Annotated in this window: 13 protein-coding genes; 8 read left to right on the top strand and 5 right to left on the bottom strand. The window is 62.7% G+C overall.

Annotated features, from left to right (window positions below):
- Window positions 1-35 precede the first annotated feature (35 nt).
- Entirely contained in the window at window positions 36-518 is a 483-nt protein-coding gene (locus XB14_RS07740) for a MarR family winged helix-turn-helix transcriptional regulator (RefSeq protein ID WP_077961051.1), read from the top strand.
- Between the two features lie 51 nt (window positions 519-569).
- On the opposite strand, the gene XB14_RS07735 is transcribed toward XB14_RS07740, so the two are convergent.
- The gene (locus XB14_RS07735) at window positions 570-944 is read right to left on the bottom strand and encodes a gamma-butyrobetaine hydroxylase-like domain-containing protein (RefSeq protein ID WP_077961050.1); all 375 of its coding nucleotides are present in this window, start codon (window positions 942-944) and stop codon (window positions 570-572) included.
- Window positions 945-1,243: 299 nt separating this feature from the next.
- Here XB14_RS07735 and moaA point away from each other — a divergent pair, with 299 nt between their 5' ends.
- Entirely contained in the window at window positions 1,244-2,293 is a 1,050-nt protein-coding gene (moaA, locus tag XB14_RS07730; protein WP_077961049.1) for a GTP 3',8-cyclase MoaA, read from the top strand.
- Between the two features lie 294 nt (window positions 2,294-2,587).
- Here moaA and XB14_RS07725 read toward each other — a convergent pair whose 3' ends face one another.
- Complete coding sequence (locus tag XB14_RS07725) at window positions 2,588-5,131, bottom strand: methyl-accepting chemotaxis protein (protein ID WP_077961048.1); 2,544 nt, start codon at window positions 5,129-5,131, stop codon at window positions 2,588-2,590.
- A gap of 452 nt (window positions 5,132-5,583) precedes the next feature.
- Here XB14_RS07725 and XB14_RS07720 point away from each other — a divergent pair, with 452 nt between their 5' ends.
- The 3 genes from XB14_RS07720 to mobB are packed head-to-tail and all read left to right on the top strand — an operon-like array spanning window position 5,584 to window position 7,691.
- Window positions 5,584-6,492, top strand: coding sequence for a DMT family transporter (locus tag XB14_RS07720; protein WP_077961047.1), 909 nt, complete (start codon window positions 5,584-5,586; stop codon window positions 6,490-6,492).
- A 9-nt stretch (window positions 6,493-6,501) separates the two neighbouring features.
- Window positions 6,502-7,167 carry a molybdenum cofactor guanylyltransferase MobA gene (gene mobA, locus XB14_RS07715; protein ID WP_077961046.1) on the top strand — a complete coding sequence of 222 codons (666 nt, stop codon included), beginning with the start codon at window positions 6,502-6,504 and terminating at the stop codon, window positions 7,165-7,167.
- On the top strand, window positions 7,164-7,691 hold the full coding sequence (mobB, locus tag XB14_RS07710; protein WP_077961045.1) for a molybdopterin-guanine dinucleotide biosynthesis protein B: 528 nt from the start codon (window positions 7,164-7,166) through the stop codon (window positions 7,689-7,691). The genes mobA and mobB overlap by 4 nt, the downstream gene beginning before the upstream one ends.
- A gap of 20 nt (window positions 7,692-7,711) precedes the next feature.
- On the opposite strand, the gene XB14_RS07705 is transcribed toward mobB, so the two are convergent.
- The 3 genes from XB14_RS07705 to XB14_RS07695 all read right to left on the bottom strand — a co-directional run bounded on the left by XB14_RS07705 (window position 7,712) and on the right by XB14_RS07695 (window position 12,724).
- Complete coding sequence (locus XB14_RS07705; RefSeq protein ID WP_077961044.1) at window positions 7,712-9,313, bottom strand: tetratricopeptide repeat protein; 1,602 nt, start codon at window positions 9,311-9,313, stop codon at window positions 7,712-7,714.
- A 243-nt stretch (window positions 9,314-9,556) separates the two neighbouring features.
- On the bottom strand, window positions 9,557-10,300 hold the full coding sequence (locus XB14_RS07700) for a polysaccharide deacetylase family protein (protein ID WP_077961043.1): 744 nt from the start codon (window positions 10,298-10,300) through the stop codon (window positions 9,557-9,559).
- 150 nt (window positions 10,301-10,450) lie between these two features.
- Window positions 10,451-12,724, bottom strand: coding sequence for an OmpA family protein (locus XB14_RS07695; RefSeq protein ID WP_077961042.1), 2,274 nt, complete (start codon window positions 12,722-12,724; stop codon window positions 10,451-10,453).
- Window positions 12,725-13,142: 418 nt separating this feature from the next.
- On the opposite strand from XB14_RS07695, the gene XB14_RS07685 reads away from it, so the two are divergent.
- The 3 genes from XB14_RS07685 to XB14_RS07675 all read left to right on the top strand — a co-directional run bounded on the left by XB14_RS07685 (window position 13,143) and on the right by XB14_RS07675 (window position 15,724).
- Window positions 13,143-13,925: an ABC transporter substrate-binding protein gene (locus XB14_RS07685; protein WP_077961040.1), complete on the top strand. Its 783-nt coding sequence runs from the start codon at window positions 13,143-13,145 to the stop codon at window positions 13,923-13,925.
- 168 nt (window positions 13,926-14,093) lie between these two features.
- Window positions 14,094-14,897 (top strand): ABC transporter permease, encoded by an 804-nt coding sequence (locus XB14_RS07680; protein WP_077961039.1) that lies wholly within the window; start codon window positions 14,094-14,096, stop codon window positions 14,895-14,897.
- Window positions 14,894-15,724, top strand: coding sequence for an ABC transporter permease (locus XB14_RS07675; protein ID WP_077961038.1), 831 nt, complete (start codon window positions 14,894-14,896; stop codon window positions 15,722-15,724). Before XB14_RS07680 ends, XB14_RS07675 begins: the two co-directional genes overlap by 4 nt.
- Window positions 15,725-15,875 lie beyond the last annotated feature (151 nt).

Below are 15,875 nucleotides of genomic sequence, written 5' to 3'. Positions count from 1 at the left end.
TAGATATGTTCAATGCTGAACATAATTGTACAACGATGAACAAAAATCAAGTGACGAGCGAACATCATTTTCCCTGGGACCACCCCCGCTTCCGCAGCTGGATCGCAGTTGCCCGTGCCTGCCAGTTGATGCAGCAGACGGTGACCCGCGAGATCGCCCATCTCGACATCAAGCCCCCGCACCTCGATATCCTGATCAATCTCTATCGCTTCGAGGGCATTTCGCAGCAGGAACTGGCGCGCAAGCTTCTGGTCGGCCGTTCCAACATGAGCATGCTTCTGCCGCACCTGGAAAAGCGCGGCCTGATCCTGCGCCGCGGCGACGAGAAGGACAAACGGGTGCTCAGGCTATCGCTGACCCCGGAGGGCCGGACGCTGACCGAGGCCGCGATGGAGATCCACACTGCACTGATCGAAAAATTGCTCGACGACGAGCCGATAGGTGACTGCCTGGTCGTCACCCGGTCCATGGAACGGCTGATCGGCCTGCTCTTGAAGGAAGAACGCGAACTGGCCTGAGGCGCGCGACACGCGGCCGTTGCGCGTCTGGAAACATGCGCGACGTCGTCGTCAGCGCGGCTTTTCCGCCTTGTCGCGCGACATGCCCTTCTCCGCCAGTTCCTGCTCATAGCCGCCAAACAGCTCCGCGCCCTTTTCGCCGAGTTCGCGCAGGTAGCTCCAGGTAAAGATGCCCGTGTCGTGGAAATCGTCGAAGCCGATGCGCACCGCATAGTTGCCGGTCGGCTGAACCGAGATGATCTGCACATTGCGCTTGCCGGGCACGGTTACCCGCTGGCCGGGGCCATGACCCTGCACTTCGGCCGAGGGCGAAAGCACGCGCAGCATCTCGGCAGACAGATCGAACGACCCGCCATCGTTGAAGGTGACGACAAGCCGGTGGCGGTCCTTGGATACCCTGAGTTCCGTCGGCCAGATTTCGCTCATATCGTCTGCTCCCTTCGCACACGGCAAACTCGATGCCGTTCCTTCGCCGTGATCTGCGTCTATCGCGACGGATATCCACTAGCCTAGAGCATCCTGAATTCAAGTGGAATCACTTTGAGGCAGAAAGATGCTCTGGAATCAAAGTGCTAGAGTGCCTTTGTGCGTTCGCACGATCGCACGGCGCTCTGGAAATCGGCCTTCGGGAATTACCCGTCTCTTCCGATCAACACTTTGCGACAGTATGCGCCTTGACGCGAGCAGGTTCGACGACGACATTGAAAGGGCTGGGAGAAAGACGTTTGAACACAGCGACGATAGACAGGTTCGGCGCCAGGCCGCTCGAGCAGAAAACCGCTCCGATGATCGACCCCTTCGGTCGGGCGATCACCTATCTGCGCGTGTCCGTCACCGACCGCTGCGATTTCCGCTGTACCTATTGCATGGCCGAGCACATGACCTTCCTGCCGAAGAAGGATCTGCTGACGCTTGAAGAATTGCAGCGTCTCTGTTCCGCCTTCATCGAAAAGGGCGTGCGCAAGCTGAGGCTGACCGGCGGCGAGCCGCTGGTGCGCAAGAACATCATGTTCCTGGTGCGTGAACTCGGCAGGGAGATCGAAGCCGGCCGGCTCGACGAATTGACGCTGACGACCAACGGCTCGCAGCTTTCGAAATATGCCTCGGAGCTCGTCGACTGCGGCGTCAAGCGCATCAATGTTTCGCTCGATACACTCGATCCGGCAAAGTTCCATCAGATCACCCGCTGGGGCGATCTCTCGAAGGTCATGGAAGGCATCGATGCGGCCCAGGCCGCCGGCCTCAAGATCAAGATCAACGCAGTGGCGCTGAAGGGTTTCAACGACGTCGAGATCCCCGATCTCATGCGCTGGGCCCACGGCCGCGGCATGGACCTGACGCTGATCGAAACCATGCCGATGGGCGAGATCGAGGAAGACCGCACCGACCACTACATGCCGCTGTCGGAAATGCGCCGGCAACTGGAAGAGCAGTTCACCTTCTCGGACATTCCCTATCGCACCGGCGGCCCGGCCCGTTACCTCGAAGTGGCGGAAACCGGCGGACGCCTCGGCCTGATCACGCCGATGACCCATAATTTCTGCGAGAGCTGCAACCGCGTCCGCCTCACCTGCACCGGCACGCTCTACATGTGCCTCGGCCAGAACGATGCCGCCGACCTCAGGACCGCGTTGCGCGCCTCCGAGGACGATGCCTATCTCAGCCAGGTGATTGACGAGGCGATCGGCCGCAAGCCGAAGGGCCACGACTTCATCATCGACCGAGAGCACAACCGCCCTGCCGTCGCCCGCCACATGAGCGTTACCGGCGGCTGACCAAATGATACCGTTCTGAAAAAACAACCGGCAGGCGGCCCCTCAACCGCCTGCCGGCACCTTCTCCCCGCCTGCGGGGAGAAGGGAATGTGGGGCACACGCTCGTGTCCCCACGTACTCCGCATCGATGTGTGATCGTTTTACAGAGGCCAGCATTCAGATGGCTTGCCATCGGGCACGTCCCCTCGCCCCGCCTGCGGGGAGAGGGTTAGTCCTCGGGTTAAACCCGAGGAGAGGGGCAAGCTCTTCGGCGCAGGCGCGTTGGAGGTCATCGTCTTGGACGTTGCGCTAAGTTCAAGCCGCGTAGCCGCGACGTCCCTGCGCATGCGCACCAACACCCTCCGTACCCGTCCGGAAGCGCTCGATCTTGTCGTTGAGCGCTTCCACCTGCCGGCGCAGGCCGTGGATCTCGGCGGTGTTCTCCTCGACCATGGCGGCATTCTGCTGGGTGATCAGCTCGACCTCGTGGACCGCCGAATTCACCTCGTTGAGGCCGGTGTACTGGTCGGCCGCCGAAGCTTCGATGTTGCTCACGAGGTCATGGATCGTTCCGATGTGGTTGTTGATGACGGTGAGCGCATCGCCGGTTTCCTGGACGAGAGCGACGCCGCTTCTGACCTGCGCCGAGCTTTCCGAGATCAGCCCCTTGATCTCGCGGGCAGCACCGGCGCAACGCTGGGCGAGCTCGCGCACCTCCTGCGCCACCACGGCAAAGCCGCGACCCGCCTCGCCTGCCCGCGCCGCCTCGACCCCGGCATTCAGTGCCAAGAGGTTGGTCTGGAAGGCGATCTCGTCGATGACGCCGATGATCGTGCTGATCTTCTCCGAGGACCGGTTGATCTCGGCCATGGCGTCGATCGCCTTGGCGACCACTTGGCCGGAATGCCTGGCATAGGAATTGGTTTCGCCGACCGAAACCGTCGTCTTGCGGGCGCTTTCGGCCGTCGCGCGAACGATGTCGGTCAACTGCCGCAGCGCCCGCGAGCTTTCCTCCAGTGCTGCTGCCTGCTGCTCGGTACGGCGCGCGAGATCGTCCGCCGACGAGGCGAGATTGCCGGTACCGCCGGTGATTTCACCGGTGACGACACGCACGTCAGCAAGTGTCGCCCGCAATGCCTCGACGGCGTTGTTGTAGGTGCGGGCCATGATCACGTAGTCGGCCGGCAGGTCTTCGGCCATGCCTTCTTCGAGATTGCCGTCGGCAAGCGCCGCAAGCACGTCGGAGAGCGCATTCAGCGCCTGCATCTGCTCGGCTTCGACGCGCGCCCGTTCCGCAGCGCGTCGTGCTTCCTCCTCGGCCGAAAGCGCACGTGCCGCTTCCGCCTCGCGCCCAAGCCTTACGTTCTCGACGGCATTGTCGCGGAAGACAGCAACCGAGCGCACCATGTCGCCGATCTCGTCGCCGCGGTTGCGGCCCTCGATCGCGACCTCCAGATCGCCGCTCGCAAGCCGCGTCATCGTTTCGGTCACGCGCTTCAACGGCCCGCGCAGCGTCTCGACCAGCATCAGGCCGCCGATGATGGCGAGCAACGTGCCGGCGATCATGGCGACGATCGAGACATCGGCCGAACGCTGGCTATCGACCTTGCCGGCTTCCTGCGCGCTGCTGACGAAGCTTTCGAGCGTGGTGCTCGCGGTCGCGACAAGGGCTGCAGCCTCTGCCTTCGCTGTCTGCCAGCGGCCGCCGACGTCGATCAGCGCCGCAGTGCCCTTGTCGATATTGTCGAGCGAGGGGCCGAGCTTGCCCGGTAGATCGCGGAGAGCCGCGTTCTTGCCGCCGAGTTCGCCGAGCTTGCCCGCGGTTTCGCGAACCGTCTTGATGTCGGCCATGACCGGCTCTCGGCCGGCCGCATCGAGCTTGCGATGCAGTTCGCTGATATGCAGCCGCGTGCTGTCGAGCCCCTTGAAGGTGTCGCCCATCAGCGCGATCAGGGTCTTCAGCTGCGAGATCTCGGCATCCATGCCGACAAAGCGCTTGGCGGCCGTGTCGGAATTCTTCGCGGCCTCCTTGGCAAAGTCCGCCTCATATTTCGAGAACTTGCTGAGGATCGGAACGAGCGCGTTCTTCTTCGCCTCGTTGGCGTCGCTACCGGCAAGGATCGCCTGCACCTTGAGCGCCTGATCTTTCACTTCAGCGATCGGCGCCTGCACCTTTTCCGAGGCGATCTTTTCCGCCTCTTCGATCTGCTTCAGGAGATGGGGCAAAAGCTTGCCCGCCTGGTCGACCTTCGCATCCGGATTGACGGCCATCGTCACCGGCAGGCGGAACTTCTTGATGCGTTCGGCAAGGCCCTGATAGGCGGCGGCATCGAAGAGCAACGCCTTGGCGAACGCTTCCTTCTCGCCGGATTCCTTGCGGATGATGTCGATCTGCTTATAGGCGCCGTTGCCCTGTTCGGTCATGTCGGCGAGCGCCTTGTCGAGCGACGCCGTCACCTGGTCGCGTTCGAGCTTGGTTGCCCAGAGCTTGTCCGTCTGGCTACGCATGGCTTGACCGAGCGCTAGCACCGAGGCGATTTCCGCCTTGTCTTCGGCGCGCGTCAACAGGCCGTCGAGCGCCTTCACGCCGCTTTCCTGCTGGTCGACCTGGTTCGACAACGCCGTGCGCGTCTCCTCGCTCGGCGCGTCGGCAAAAGCCTGCAGCGCGCCGCGCAGCGCCTGGAAATCCGAGAGATTGTTGATGGTTTCCCGCGTCACGGTCATATGGCCGTTGAGCGTGCGGGCGGTGAAGAAGCCGATGAGACCAATGCCGGCGATGAGCGCCACAAGCGGAACCACGAAAAGCAGAACCTTGGTGACGATACGCAGCCGCTGCAGCAAGCGATCGATGAAAGACATTGCGCACCCCTGATTATTCTTATGGGAAGCAGGCCCGCGCGGCGGTTTTTCTTGGTTGAAACACCGATGGGACGCCGACCAAAGCTCTCCCAAGCCTTAGGCATCGTCCCTGGAATGGCCACCCTGCAAGGTTTACTGCGGCGCCACCCCGCCGATCGCGTCATGCGAATGGATGCGGAATTGTCGCGACGATAGGCAGCGAAACTTAAGATTCCGCGAATAAGCTTACGTTCGTTCGCGCCGTTTTACCGGCATGCGACAGTCTTTCCCGCGAAGGATCCGTCTTGGAAGCACGCCTTCTACTTGTCGGACAAGAAAAGTCGCTGCGTCATGCGATCCCGTTTGCACATGGCGTCAGCCAATGCTTAAACATTGGGCGATCCCATCCCGTGGATTCGCCTCCCATCCGCCGGCAGCGCAGCCCGCTTGTCCGGCGCCGCAGGACAGCCAGCATGCAAGCCTCCACGAATTTCCGCGGCATTCTTTTCATGTGCCTGGCGATGGTCACGTTCTCTTGCAACGACGCGCTCGTCAAATCCGTCACCGGCGCGATGAATGTCGGCCAGATCATCTTCGTGCGCGGATTGCTGACGACGCTGATGGTGGTCATCGCCGCCTGGCACTTCCGCGCCTTTCGCCCGCTCGGAACGCTGCTGCGCCCGGCGATCCTGCTGCGCATCGCCATGGAGGCACTGGCCTCGGTCACCTATATCTCGGCGCTTGGCCAGATCCCGCTCGCCAACGCCTCGGCGATCATGCAGGCGCTACCGCTTGCAGTCACACTCGGTGCTGCCCTGTTCCTCGGCGAACCGGTCGGCTGGCGGCGCTGGACGGCGATCATCGCCGGCTTCATCGGCGTGCTGATCGTGCTGCGCCCCGGCCCCGAAGGCTTCACGCCGGCGGCCCTCACGGTGGTTGCCTGCGTCTTCGTCACCGCCACCCGCGATCTCTGCACCCGCCGCATCGGCCACGACGTGCCGTCGCTTTACATCACCGTGTCGACCTCGCTCGTCACCACCATCGTCGGCGCTCTCCTCATCCAGCCCATGGGCGGCTGGCAGCCGATGTCGGCAACAACGTTCAGTCACATCGCCGCTGCAAGCGTTCTCCTGATGCTCGGCTACCAGACGATCGTGCTGGCGATGCGCGCCGGCGACATCTCGGTGATCGCACCATTCCGCTACACCAGCCTGATCTGGTCGATCGCCATCGGCATCTTCTTCTTTGCCGAAGTGCCGGATCACTGGATGCTGGTCGGTGTCGCGGTCATCATCGGTTCGGGCCTCTACACCTTCTATCGCGAGACGCTGCGCGGCCGGAAAGCCGTCGCCCAGCGTTCGCTGACCGGCCCGTTGGAATAGGAGCTGCCGATGCCTGAAAGCAGTCCCTCGCCTCTGACCAGCGCGATCTTGCCGGCCGTCGTCCTTGCCGGCGGATTGTCGCGCCGCATGGGAAGCCCGAAGTTCGGCCTTCAACTCGGCGGCCAGACGATGCTGTCGCGCATCATCGCCCGGTTGCAGCCGCAGGTCGGAAACATCGCCATCAACCTCAACGCCGAGCCAGCGGTCGGCATCGACAGAAGCCTGCCCATCATCGCCGACACGGTTCCGGGCTTTCTCGGGCCGCTGGCCGGCGTGCTGACGGCCACGCGCCACGTCGCGGCGACCAATCCGGACGCAAGCCATGTCGTCGTCGTTCCGACCGATACGCCGTTTTTTCCGGACAATCTCGTCACCCGAATGGCCGGCGCAATGACCGAGCATCAGCAGATTGCCGTTGCGGCATCCGACGGGCAGATGCATCCGTTGTTCGGGCTCTGGCCGGTCGCCCTTGCGGATGAGCTGGAGACCTTTCTGACCAGCGACCCGAAACGCCGCGTCCGTGCCTTTATCGAAGACCACCCTTCGGTAACGGTTGATTTTCCGCTCATCGCGACGGCAAAAGGCGCATTCGATCCGTTCTTCAACGTCAACACGCCCGAGGATCTCACCGACGCGGAGCAATGGTTGCGTTTCTTCGAGGATGACAAGGCATGAGCCCCATGAAGATCTTCGGCATTGCCGGCTGGAAGAATTCCGGCAAGACCGGGTTGATGGTCCGGCTCGTCAGCGAGCTGACGCGGCGCGGCTACGTGGTCTCCACCGTCAAGCACGCCCACCACGACTTCGATATCGACAAGGTCGGCGCGGACAGCTACCGCCACCGCGAGGCCGGTGCCCATGAGGTGACGATCGTCTCCGGCACCCGCTTTGCCATCATGCACGAATTGCGCGGCGCACCGGAGCCTTCCTTCGAGGATATCCTGGCACGGCTTGCGCCCTGCGATCTCGTGCTCGTCGAGGGCTACAAGCGCGAACCGATCCCCAAGGTCGAAGCCCGGCGCCTGGAGTCAGCGAACCGCGAACCGCTGGCCCCCACCGATCCCCACATCTGCGCGATCGCCGCCGATCATCCGATAGAAGGCTCCGATCTGCCGGTGTTCGAGCTCGACGACACGATGGCGATTGCCGATTTCGTCGAGAAGGTCGCAGGCCTGCAGCGCAAGGACGCCCTTTCCTGACCAAAAGCACGGGTTAAGGGTCACTGCTTCTGGGCGTCGCGAACCTCTTTCGGCAGCCCGTCAAACAGCTGCTGCGCCTTCTGCACCCCTCGCGCGGCCGCCTTGGCATACCATTTCGCGGCCGCCGAAAGATCCTGATCCACCCCGGCGCCTCTCGCATAGGCGATGCCGAGATTGAACTGAGCGTCGGCGTTTCCCTGATCGGCGGCCTTGCGAAACCATCTGGCGGCAGCCGCTGCGTCGAGTTCGGCGCCAATGCCATGGAGATAGGCCATTCCTAGATGGTACTGCGCCAGGGCATAGCCCTGCTCGGCCGAAAGCTTGTAGAGCCGCGCCGCTTCCTTCACGTTCTTCTCGAGCCCCTGGCCATTGGCGTACATGACCGCCAGATTGAATTGCCCTGCGGGATCGCCGCGATCAGCAAGCGTCAGGAACCAGTGGTGCGCCTCCCCGTAGTTTTCGGCGACGCCAGCACCCTTCAGGTACATGACGCCGACATTCATCTGGGCCTGGGCATTCCCCTGTCTTGCTGCCTTCAGGAACAGTTCGAACGCGGCAGCCTCGTCCTTTTCGACGCCGCGTCCCAGCATGTAGAAGATCCCCAGGTCCACCTGCGCCGAGACCATGCCCTGGTTGGCCGCCTTGCGGCACCAGATCACCGCCTCGCGATCGTCGCGCCCGACGCCGAAGGCGCGCACGTAAACGCTACAGAGCAGGTTTTGCGCGTCCCTGTGGCCGGCGTCCGCTGCGGGGCGGAGCCAGCGAACACCTTCCTTGGCGTTGATCCGCCCGGCCTCATCGTTGAAATAGAGCCGGCCGGCATTCGCTTGCCCATCGATGTTTCCCTGTTCGGCCGCGCGGAGATACCAGCGCAGCGCTTCGGCCACATCGCGTTCCACGCCAGCCCCCTTCTCGTACATGAACCCGAGATTGTACTGAGCACGAGCCTCCCCGGCGATCGCTGCGCGCGACGTCCACCGGTAGGCCTCCGCGTCGTCCTTCAGCGTACCGTTGCCCTGGAAATAGGCGATGGAGAGATTGTGCATGGCCGCGACGAGTCCCTGCTCCGCCGCCTTGCGGTACCATTTCAGGGCCGCGGTCCCGTCCCGCGTACTACCTCGACCTTGCTGGATAAGGTTTGCGAGATTGTATTGCGCCGCGGCATAGCCCTGTTCAGCGGCCAGCCGGTAGTGGGCGACGGCCTGCGCCTCGTCCCTGGCAACGCCCAAGCCCTTTTCGTAGAGAACACCGAGATTGTATTGAGCGGCCGGCACCTTTTGCTCGGCCGAGAGCCGAAACCAGCGTAGCGCCTCGGCATAGTTCTGCTTCACGCCTTCGGCGCCGTTGAAATAGATGGTGCCGAGATAGAATTGCGCCTTCGCGTTGCCCTTCTCGGCGGCCTTGCCGTACCAGCCAATGGCCTTCATGACGTCGCGTGCAACACTCTCGCCGGTCTGGTAGCGCATGCCGAGATCGATCTCAGCCTCGGCATCGCCGGCTTCGGCGCGCTCCAGCACCTCTTCGAACGGTGCCAGTGCCGCGCCTGCGCCATCCGCGCGCGCAGGCGACGAGAGCACCGGCGACAACAGTGCGACAACGAGCCCGAAGACGACACGTTTCATCCATTTCCTCCAGAGGCAGTCGCATAGCGCAACAAGCCTATGGAGAACCGCCGGCAAGGGAAAACGGATTTCGACGGACCGCTACTCTGCGTCGAGCAATGGCCTCAGGCCGAAAAGACGCGAACGGCCTTCGTCAGTGGCAAGCGTTTCAGAGCCCGCTCGCGGCTTGCGCCGGGTGCCTGCGGCACCTCCGGCATCTTTTGAAGCTCCGGACATTTTCCCGAATTCGACCGCCTGCGCCCGTCAGTTCGTCGCCCCGACCGCCATTTCGTCCGGAATGTCGTTGAGGCGGACGAAGCTGTAGCCCTTCGCCTTGAGGCCGAGGATGCCGCGGGCAACGCCCGCGCCGGCCGAATGGGTCGGCTGGTTGATATGGGCGATGATGACATCGCCATCCTTGGCCGCGCGAATGCGCTTTTCGGCCATGCCTGCACCCAGCAGCGAGCCGCCGTCACCGTTCACCGAGTAGCCGGCGATGCGGTAACCCATGGCGCGGATCTGGCTCATCGACGAATGGGTGTATTTGGCGGTCGCGCCGCGGAACCATTTCGGCGCCGGAAGGCCGTGCGATTTGATCGCGACAGCGCCGCCATCGACTTCGGCTGCCACCGCAGCCTCCGAGCCTGCCGCCGCGATACCATAAACCGAGATCTTCACGTCGATCGGCGGTACGTGCATGGCGCCGTGGTCTTCGATCTCGAAGAGATCCGGATGCGCTTTCATCACCTCGACGACGAGGCCGTTGCGCTTCAGCCAGCGCGCGGTGACGAAGATCGTCGCCGGGATCCGGTTTTCGATCAGGGTTCCAAGAATGCGCATGTCGGTCGCACCGCTGCAGGCGTCGAGCGTCAACGCGACGCGCGGAGCCCCGCTCTTTCCCTCAGGATTGGCCGGCATGCGCAGATCCGGCTCGACCAGACCGGGCGCGGCAATAGCCGCTTGAGCGAAGGCGGCGGCGGCAACAAACGCGAAAACAAGGGGTTTCATGGCAATCCGGGGAAAAGAGAAGGCTTAGAGATTCTCTGAAACGACAGAAACCCGCCTTTTGCGAGGCGGGTTTCCTGGTCTTATCCGGGCAGTCCTGCCCGGAGCTTGATCCGCGCAGCGCCAATCATTTTGGCGCTGTGCGAAGCCTTGTTAGCGCTGCGCGACCGGGCGCACCAGAGGCGTGACGCGGCGGATGGTGACGCGGCGGTTCTGCTGTTCGGCATCCTCTGTGCGCACCTTGAGGAAGCGCTCGCCATAGCCCTGGGTCACCAGGTTTTCCGGCGGAATGCCATAGACCTCTGTCAGCAGCGAGGCCACCGATTCGGCGCGCTTGTCGGAAAGCACGAGGTTGGAGCGGTCCGAGCCGACGGCATCGGTGTGGCCCTCGATGAAGAAGGTTTCACCCGGATCCTTGGCAAGCACCTTCTCCATCGCGGCTGCGACCTTGCGCATGGTCTTTGCCTGCGACATCGACACTTCGGCGCTGCCCGTCGGGAAGGTGATCGTGTCGAGATCGACGCGGCGAACCTTGTCGCGCAGGCGCGCGGAGTGACGGACTTCATCCATCGTGTAGACGCGCTCGACGCGCTCCACCGGCGGCTCGGACAGGAACTCGTAGTAGTCGCGGTCCGGATCATCGGAAACGTCGGCGATGTAGTCACGCACCGGGATGCGCAGGCGCATCGGCGGCAGTTCGTAACCGACGTCGATGATCGCCGGACGCGGACCTTCGTCACGCTCGGGTGCGTAGATCATCAGGTATTCGTTGCCGTCGCGGTCGACGCGCGAGCGCTGCAGGATGTCGCCGTAACGATTGTAGACGGTGACGATCCGGTAGCCGCCGGGGCGCACAATGGTTTCGCGGGTACGGCCACGCGGCAGCTGGTCGTAGAAAGTCTCTTCGGCGTCGTATCGCAGGCGCGGACGATCGTCGCCACGCACGAAGATCTGGTCGCCGACGCCGAGGATCACGCGGTTGTCGACCTGCTCGACGATCTTCACCTCGGTGATGTTGTTGGTGATGTTGTTGACCGTCGTGTTGTTGTTGATCACCGTGTTGTTGATGATGGTGTTGTTGACGATGTTGGTCGTCTCCGGAACCACGAAGACCGGCGCCTCGTCGACGCGCGTACCCTTTTCATTGAGGTTCGCCTCGATCTTCTGCGGCAGGTCGGCCTGGATTTCGGCGGCGATCGCGGCCTGGGCGGCGGCATCGTCTACCGGCGGCGGCGCATCCTCTTCCTTGGCGCGCAGTTCTTCGCGCAGCTTCTGGCGCTCTTCGCGCGCCTGGTTGCCGCCGGCATTATCGGCGTCCTTGTCGCTGTCGAGCACGGCCGCACCGTTTTCGACCGGCAGCACCACGGTCTCGTCGGTCGCCGCCGGATCGTCGGCGATCTTCACCTTCTCTTCTTCCGTGCGGGTGTCGACCACCTCGGGAACCGGCTGCTGCACCTGCGGCTGCTCGGCTGTTACCGGCTGCTCCGCGCCGGGTACCGGCTGGCCTTCGCCGGTCTGCGGCTGTTCGGCGCCCGGTACCGGCTGACCCTCACCGGTCTGCGGCTGTTCGGCGCCCGGTACCGGTTGGCCTTCGCCGGTCTGCGGCTGTTCGGTGCCCGGTACCGGCTGCCCCTCACCGGTCTGCGGCTGTTCGGTGCCGGGGACAGGCTGTCCCTCGCCGGTCTGCGGTTGCGGTTCGACGGCGGGCGCGGTTTCTCCACTGGCCTTCTGCTCATCGGTGGTGGCCGGCTGTTCACCAGCTTTCTGCTCTTCAGCAGCCCTCTGCTCGTCGGCAGCCTTTTGCTCTTCAGCAGCCTTGCGGGCCGCTTCTTCTTCGGCAGCCTTCTGTTCGTCAGCGGCCTTCTGTTCGTCAGCAGCCTTCTGTTCGTCAGCGGCCTTCTGCTCTTCAGCGGCCTTCTGCTCTTCAGCAGCCTTCTGCTCTTCAGCAGCCTTCTGTTCTTCAGCAGCCTTGCGGGCGGCCTCTTCTTCGGCAGCCTTCTGCTGTTCCGCAGCCTGGCGCGCAGCTTCTTCTTCGGCGGCCTTCTGCTGTTCTGCAGCCTGGCGAGCGGCCTCCTCTTCGGCGGCCTTCTGCTGCTCTGCGGCCTGGCGCGCAGCCTCTTCCTCAGCAGCCTTCTGCTGTTCTGCAGCCTGGCGAGCGGCCTCCTCTTCAGCGGCCTTCTGCTGCTCTGCGGCCTGGCGGGCAGCTTCTTCCTCGGCTGCACGCTGCTGCTCGGCGGCCTGGCGCGCGGCTTCTTCTTCGGCCTGGCGCTGCTTCAACAACAGCTGCTCTTCCTCAGACTGGCCGCCGCCCTCCTGTGCAACCTCGAATGGCTTCATCAGGTTGTCGGCGATAGCGGGCGGAACCGCCACGGACACCGACAACACCGGCAGCGCGACGGTCGCGAAAAGTTTGGATCGAATCGACACTTTGTCTTCCTTCCTCTTCCTGGGAGGTCCTGGCCCGCATCCCTTTTCCAATCCATGGCATATGGAAGAATCGAATGCGAACGTGAATTCTTACGGGGCCTTGACCCAAGGTTCCGGCTTTTTTGTGTTGCCCGCGCAACGCCCGGTCCAACGCAACGCCCGAACCGCGAACCGGTTCCTCCACTAGGGCTAGCGAAGCCAAGATTAACCGCCGCTGAACGCGCCGTTCATGTTCATTGCGTCGCCTTCGACGCAATCTCCGGTCGAAATCCTTTTCCCGGTGAGGACCTTCGCTTTCCTGTTGATTTTTACTGGAAAAGAGTACGAATATCGCCACAACCGGCGGCAGACGCCCCGGCTGAAATTGGCATCCGCGAAAAACAACAATGCCGGATGTCGACCAACAGAGAGGACTATCATGCGTATTTCCAAGCGGCTGGCAGCCGCCGCATCGGCTGCCGTTTTCGTGCTCATGGCAGGCTCGGCCATGGCCGACGGCGAAAAGGTCGTGATCGGCACGGAAGGCGCCTACCCGCCCTTCAACAACCTGGAAGCGGACGGCACGCTGACGGGCTTCGACATCGACATCGCCAAGGCGCTGTGCGTGGAAATGAAGGCCGAGTGCACCTTTGTGACGCAGGACTGGGACGGCATCATTCCGGCGCTCATCGCCAAGAAGTTCGACGCCATCATCGCGTCCATGTCGATCACCGCCGAGCGCAAGGAAAAGGTCGACTTCACCAACAAGTACTACAACACCCCGCCGGCAATCGTCGTGCCGAAGGATTCGCCGATCACCGAGGCAACGGCCGCCGCCCTTCAGGGCAAGGCACTCGGCGCTCAAGGCTCGACCACCCATTCCAACTATGCCGAAGCGCATATGAAGGGTGCCGAAATCAAGCTCTATCCCACGGCTGACGAGTACAAGCTCGACATTGCCAACGGCCGTATCGATGCGGTCATAGACGACGTCGTCGTGCTCTCCGAATGGCTGAAGACGACTGACGGCGCCTGCTGCAAGCTGCTCGGTACCCTGCCGATCGACCCGGTTATCAACGGCGACGGCGCCGGCATTGCCGTTCGCAAGGGCGACGATGCGCTGCGCGAAAAGTTCAACAAGGCGATCGAAGCGATCCGCGCCAACGGCAAGTACAAGGAAATCAACGAAAAGTACTTCCCATTCGACGTTTATGGCAGCTGATTGACGGTTTCCGGTGCGATTTCCTAGTGAATCATGCCGGAAAAACGTCGGTTGATGCGAAAATTGCAACGGCGGAAGGCTTGCCCTTCCGCCGTTTTTGTTTGACAAGAGCCTAAAACAAAGCGCGATCGATACGCATAAGAACAGCGCAAAGGGGAAATCTCTGACATGAGCGGGTTGTTTGCCGGCTTCTACTCCATCCTCTCCTGGATCGGATCGATCGTCGATCCATTCTGCGGCCCGGTCGGGGTCTTTACCTGGTTCGCACCAGGCACGCTGCTGGCCTGCGGCGACACCGGTTGGGGCGACGATATCGCCTACGGCTTCGTCGTTACCGCGAGCCTCGCCATCGCCACGCTGCCTGTGGGCCTGCTGATCGGCTTCTTCATCGCTCTCGGAAAGCAGTCCGAAGAGCGCACCGTGCGAACGGCCGCCAACATCTATACGACGATCTTCCGCGGCCTGCCCGAACTGCTGACGCTGTTCATCGTGTATTACGGCCTGCAGATCCTCGTTCAGCAACTGCTGGCGTCGCTCGGCTATGAAGGCCCGGTGGAGATCAATGCCTTCTTCGCCGGCATGATCGCCCTCGGTGTCGTCTTCTCCGCCTATTGCTCCGAGGTCCTGCTCTCGGCCTTCAAGGCCATTCCGCACGGACAGTATGAGGCCGGCGATGCCCTTGGTTTGCACCGCGGCAGAACCATGCGCCTCATCATCCTGCCGCAGCTCGTGCGCATCGCGCTTCCCGGCCTCGGCAATCTCTGGATGGCGCTGCTCAAGGACACCGCCCTCGTCTCGGTCGTGGGCCTGACGGACATCCTGCGCCAGACCGGCATTGCCGCCCGTGTGACCAAGCAGGCCTTCGAGTTCTATGGTGTCGCCTGCGTGCTCTTCCTGATCCTCGCGATGATCTCGTCGATCGTCTTCTCTTACCTCGAACGGCGAACCAAGCGTGCGGAGATGGGCCGATGAGTGTCGTTGCAACGATGATCCCGCCGCAGGCTCCGCCGCCGGTTCCGCCGAAGCCCTATACACTCAGCCGCTTCGTCGGCAGCGTCGCGCTCGGCATCTGGCTGGCGCTCGGCGTCGGTATCTTCCTGACCGTGGTTGGCGGCTGGGATCCGGAGAAGTTCGCCAGATACGGCCCCCGCTTCCTGAACGGTCTCGGCGTGACGCTGATGCTCGTCGGTCTTTCGATCGTCATGGGCGCCATCCTGTCCCTGCCGATTGCCTTTGCCCGCATGTCGAAGAACAGGTTCCTGTCCTGGTTCGCCTACGGCTACGTCTACTTCTTCCGCGGCACGCCGCTGCTCGCGCAGCTCTTCCTGATCTATTACGGCCTCGGCAGTTTCCGCCCGCAGCTCGAAGCGGTCGGTCTGTGGTGGTTCTTCCGCGACGCCTGGAATTGCGCGATCTTCGCCTTTACGCTCAACACCGCAGCTTACCAGGCGGAGATCCTGCGCGGGGCGATCGAGAGCGTGCCGCGCGGCCAGCGCGAAGGGGCAGACGCCCTCGGCCTGCCCCAGCGCGTCGCCTTCTGGAAGATCATCCTGCCGCAGGCGATGATCGTGGCGCTTCGCCCCTACGGCAACGAGATCATCCTGATGATCAAGGGCTCGGCGATCGTCGCGATCGTCACGGTCTTCGATCTCATGGGCGAAACCCGCTACGCCTTCTCCCGCACCTTCGACTTCCAGATGTATATCTGGGCGGCCATTCTCTACCTCATCATGGTGGAGATCCTGCGCAACATCTGGAGCCTGCTGGAAGCGCGGCTGACGCGCCACCTGAAGCGATAAGCATTCGCCGGTCACGTCAAAGAAGCTTGGCAGCACTCCCTGCGAGATGCTGCCAAGCTTTTGTTATTTCACGCGAAAGTTTCACTTCGAGACAAATATTAGCCCTTGATTAACAAATCAGGCGTTTCATCATAGGGACCAACCTTTGCGA

Source organism: Ensifer adhaerens, from assembly GCF_002007205.1.
Classification (GTDB): Bacteria; Pseudomonadota; Alphaproteobacteria; order Rhizobiales; family Rhizobiaceae; genus Ensifer; species Ensifer adhaerens_D.
Note: the sequence above shows the minus strand (reverse complement) of the source record. Positions and strands in the feature narration are given on the sequence as shown.

Excerpts from the sequence above, each read along its gene's own strand:
- XB14_RS07700 (WP_077961043.1), bottom strand. The coding sequence starts at position 10,300 with ATGAAACCCCTTGTTTTCGCGTTTGTTGCCGCCGCCGCCTTCGCTCAA.
- XB14_RS07705 (WP_077961044.1), bottom strand. The coding sequence starts at position 9,313 with ATGAAACGTGTCGTCTTCGGGCTCGTTGTCGCACTGTTGTCGCCGGTG.
- XB14_RS07685 (WP_077961040.1), top strand. The coding sequence starts at position 13,143 with ATGCGTATTTCCAAGCGGCTGGCAGCCGCCGCATCGGCTGCCGTTTTC.
- mobB (WP_077961045.1), top strand. The coding sequence starts at position 7,164 with ATGAGCCCCATGAAGATCTTCGGCATTGCCGGCTGGAAGAATTCCGGC.
- XB14_RS07680 (WP_077961039.1), top strand. The coding sequence starts at position 14,094 with ATGAGCGGGTTGTTTGCCGGCTTCTACTCCATCCTCTCCTGGATCGGA.
- XB14_RS07735 (WP_077961050.1), bottom strand. The coding sequence starts at position 944 with ATGAGCGAAATCTGGCCGACGGAACTCAGGGTATCCAAGGACCGCCAC.
- XB14_RS07725 (WP_077961048.1), bottom strand. The coding sequence starts at position 5,131 with ATGTCTTTCATCGATCGCTTGCTGCAGCGGCTGCGTATCGTCACCAAG.
- XB14_RS07740 (WP_077961051.1), top strand. The coding sequence starts at position 36 with ATGAACAAAAATCAAGTGACGAGCGAACATCATTTTCCCTGGGACCAC.
- mobA (WP_077961046.1), top strand. The coding sequence starts at position 6,502 with ATGCCTGAAAGCAGTCCCTCGCCTCTGACCAGCGCGATCTTGCCGGCC.
- XB14_RS07675 (WP_077961038.1), top strand. The coding sequence starts at position 14,894 with ATGAGTGTCGTTGCAACGATGATCCCGCCGCAGGCTCCGCCGCCGGTT.
- XB14_RS07720 (WP_077961047.1), top strand. The coding sequence starts at position 5,584 with ATGCAAGCCTCCACGAATTTCCGCGGCATTCTTTTCATGTGCCTGGCG.